This is a genomic window from Treponema sp. R8-4-B8, from assembly GCF_054786175.1.
The window spans coordinates 1-3,440 of sequence record NZ_BDHE01000047.1 but is presented as its reverse complement, the minus strand read 5'-3'; the positions used below and the strand labels follow the sequence as shown (position 1 = coordinate 3,440).

Annotated in this window: 4 protein-coding genes; 3 read left to right on the top strand and 1 reads right to left on the bottom strand. The window is 45.6% G+C overall.

What is annotated here, in order from left to right; translation table 11 throughout:
- The 3 genes from ACYVRA_RS05940 to ACYVRA_RS05930 all read left to right on the top strand — a co-directional run.
- Positions 1 to 1,014, top strand: a 1,014-nt coding sequence (locus ACYVRA_RS05940; protein ID WP_461251830.1) for a phosphoglycerate kinase, incomplete at its 5' end; no start/stop codon positions are given.
- A gap of 11 nt (positions 1,015 to 1,025) precedes the next feature.
- Entirely contained in the window at positions 1,026 to 1,778 is a 753-nt protein-coding gene (gene tpiA / locus ACYVRA_RS05935) for a triose-phosphate isomerase (RefSeq protein WP_461251829.1), read from the top strand.
- 1 nt (position 1,779) lies between these two features.
- Positions 1,780 to 2,373 carry a hypothetical protein gene (locus tag ACYVRA_RS05930; RefSeq protein WP_461251828.1) on the top strand — a complete coding sequence of 198 codons (594 nt, stop codon included), beginning with the start codon at positions 1,780 to 1,782 and terminating at the stop codon, positions 2,371 to 2,373.
- Between the two features lie 192 nt (positions 2,374 to 2,565).
- Here the strand turns inward: ACYVRA_RS05930 and ACYVRA_RS05925 are convergent.
- On the bottom strand, positions 2,566 to 3,440 hold an 875-nt coding region (locus tag ACYVRA_RS05925; protein ID WP_461251827.1), incomplete at its 5' end, for an esterase/lipase family protein.

The following is a 3,440-nucleotide window of genomic DNA, read 5'->3' as shown; positions in this document are numbered from 1 at the left end:
AAGGACAAGTATATCAAGGCCAAGCACCGCATGGCTCCTGTCGCGGCGTATCTTGAAAAGAAACTTGGAAAGCCGGTAATTTTCGCGGGAGAAGACGGCTGTTACGGGAAAAAGGCTTTTATCGAAAGCCAGCCTGACGGCTCCGTTATCATGCTGGAAAATACGCGCTTCCATAAAGAGGAAACCTCATCTGACTCGGCGGAGCGGGACAAGCTGGCGAAAGAACTTGCCACCTACGGCGACATATTTGTAAATGACGCGTTTGGAACCGCACACCGCGATCACGCTTCAACGGCTTCTATCGCTAAGTTTATTCCGGCCGTGGCCGGCTTCCTTATGGAAAAAGAAGTCAACTACCTTGAGCCGATTGTTACCAATCCCGAAAAACCGTTAGTAGCGATTATCGGCGGCGCGAAAGTTTCGTCTAAAATCGCCGTGCTTGAAAGCTTGCTTAAAAACGCGAGCGCTCTTGTAATCGGCGGAGGCATGGCGTACACGTTCTTTAAAGCGCAGGGGCACAAGATAGGCAAATCGCTTGTTGAAGACGATCAGCTTGGCACGGCGCAAAAAATTCTTGACGCGGCTAAGCTTGCGAATGTGCAGATTATTCTGCCGCTTGATCAGGTCGCCGCGACAAGTTTTGACGCGGCTTCGACGCCTATTCCAGTTGACGGCCTTGATCTTCCCGACAATTTGCTTGGGCTGGACATAGGGTCAAAGACGATTGCCAAATACAAGGAAGTTCTCGCGATTGCCAAGACAATCGTTTGGAACGGACCTGTCGGCGTATTTGAATTTCCCGCTTTTGCCAAAGGCACGGAAGAAGTGGCGAAACTTGTCGCGGAAGCGACGGGCAGAGGGACGATTACCGTAGTCGGCGGCGGCGATTCTGTCGCGGCGGTGAACAAGTTCTCTCTCGCGGATAAGATGAGCCACGTCAGCACTGGCGGCGGCGCGTCATTGGAATTGCTTGAAGGCAAAAAACTTCCCGGCATTGAAGTTTGCCGCGGATAATCGGAGTTAAAATGAGCAGAAATTATTATATAGCGGGTAATTGGAAAATGCACTTAACCCGCGAAGAAGCGTTAAAGTTGGCGCAGGGTCTTGTGACCGCTTTAAGGGACGGGGCGCATGAATATCTTGTCGCGCCTTCTTTTACGTTACTCGAAACCGTATCGGGAGTGATCGAAGGCACCAACATCCGCCTTGGAGCGCAGAATTGCGCGAGCGAGGAACAGGGAGCGCATACCGGGGAAGTTTCGGTATTGCAACTTAAAGACCTTGGCGTTCAGACAATTATTCTTGGGCATAGCGAAAGGCGCCATATTTACAAGGAAGACGACGCGCTTATCAACAAAAAAGTAAAGCTCGCGCTCAAGCACGGGTTTGAAGTTATTCTTTGCATTGGCGAGCTTCTGGAAGAACGCGAAAATGGCAAGGTGGAAGAAGTCTGCGAAAGGCAGACGGTCAAGGGACTGGAAGGAGTAAGCGCGTCGGATTTGGGAAATGTCGTTATCGCTTACGAGCCTGTTTGGGCAATCGGGACGGGAAAGACGGCGACGCCGCAGGACGCGGAAGCGGTTCATTCCTTCGTGCGAAAAGTAATCGCGCGGCTGTACGGGCAGGACGCCGCCGCGAAGATTATTATTCAGTACGGCGGCTCCGTAAAAGCGGATAATGCCGCGCAACTGATGGCTATGAAAAACATAGACGGCGCTCTTGTTGGCGGCGCTTCGCTTAAAACGGACACGTTTATTCCGATAGCAAAATTTTCTTGATATGACTTTTTTCTGTCTGTTATGGGTTCCGTTGTTTTACCTCCTCCGCCGTTCCTTAAGCGGCGCAGACTCTTCAGGCGGCGTATGGGCTCTGCTTTTAGGCAGCATTACCGCAATAATTCAATTCCTCCTTGGCTATATTCTTAGCCCGGGAGGATTTGGTTTTTCCCGCTGGCTTTTTGGTTTTGTCGAAATCGTAAGCGTGCCGGTGCTTATTCCTTTTGTAGCGTATTTATTTATATTGCTTTTCCGAGGTTTTTCCTCAAACGCCGATTTTGGCGATTTTTCCTTGCTTTGGCTGATTCCCGTCGGCGCCCTAAGGGCTTTAAGCTGGAGTTCCATGAACGATCCCATTTTGCTTGTAATGGCTCCGCTTTTATGGACGGCTCTCGCCGTCGGCATTTCCTTTTTTATCAGCCGTATGGCAAGCGGCTTTAACCCTATTTTTGCCATTATCGCGATTTTATGCATAATTATTTTACCCATATCAGCCGCCTCGACATACTGGGCCTTCTTTTCTCAACAAACCTTGCTGGGCTTTCTTTTGCTAATTGTTACGCATATACCTTTTGTTTTGTCTTTTGCGATTAAATAGCCAAAGAGTTCACACAAAGAACACAAAGGAAGAGAAGAACACGAAGAAGAGAATCAGGGGTTTTTGTCCGTTATCTTATCGTAAAATTTCAAGCTTAGCTTTCGGACAAAAACCCCTTTCCCCCTTTGTGCTCGCGAACCGAAGGTTCGATTGTACCTTTGTGATCTTAGTGTGAACCTCTTGGGGTAAAATTTAGAACCCTTTTTCGCTTAGGTCATTTACAATTTTTAAATAAATAGCCGGTATGTTAATTCCTTTTTTCTTTTTAATATCGACGATTTCCGTATGGGAGATTCCCCCCTCTATTTTTGTAATATTATCGCTCCATTTTGCGGAGTATTCGCTTACTACTCCGTCATTGTCACCGTTTATTTTTTTTATATAGCGGTGGCTGTAATAAAACATTGCATCGTCAAAAGAGCTTTCCATTACTGAATAAATACTTTGATAATATACCCTTTCATCCATACATACGTCTTCGTTAAATTTTTTCATATAGTCGGTTGTTAATTGATAATTTACGCTGTATAAATCAGGATTTGTATCCCCGTATAATTCGCCGTAAATCTTAAGAGCTTTTTTTGCCGTCTTGGTATGGATAATTTTTTGATCAAATATCAGATCAGCTAACTCCGCGCCGTGATGAGGCGTTGATACCGTAGTCAAGCTCGCCACTTTGTCGCCATAATCGTACTTCCAAATGCAATAACGGGAATCAAGCCCTCCTTTTGAATGGGCGATTATATTTACTTTTTCACTGTTTGTTTCCCGTAATATATCCTCAATAGTGGTATGCAGTATTTGGGCGTTTGTTTCATAATCGCCCCACGCGTCCGTATTTCCAAAGAAAACTTTTATTCCGTTCTTTTCCAATTCTTCAGGGATTCTGCCCCAAAATATTTTATTTTTTCCCCTGTCATGCGCGTAAATACCATGCACCAATACGACGGGATATTTCAAAGGTATTTTTTTTTTAACTTCTTCAATAGTAGTAATAGTTTTGCATGAGAATAATAATAACAATGTTATTGCTATAATAAATTTCTTCATATTATTACTGATACTGA

What these genes read in the sequence shown, in the direction of transcription:
- tpiA (WP_461251829.1), top strand. Translation starts at nt 1,026, where the DNA reads ATGAGCAGAAATTATTATATAGCGGGTAATTGGAAAATGCACTTAACC.
- ACYVRA_RS05930 (WP_461251828.1), top strand. Translation starts at nt 1,780, where the DNA reads ATGACTTTTTTCTGTCTGTTATGGGTTCCGTTGTTTTACCTCCTCCGC.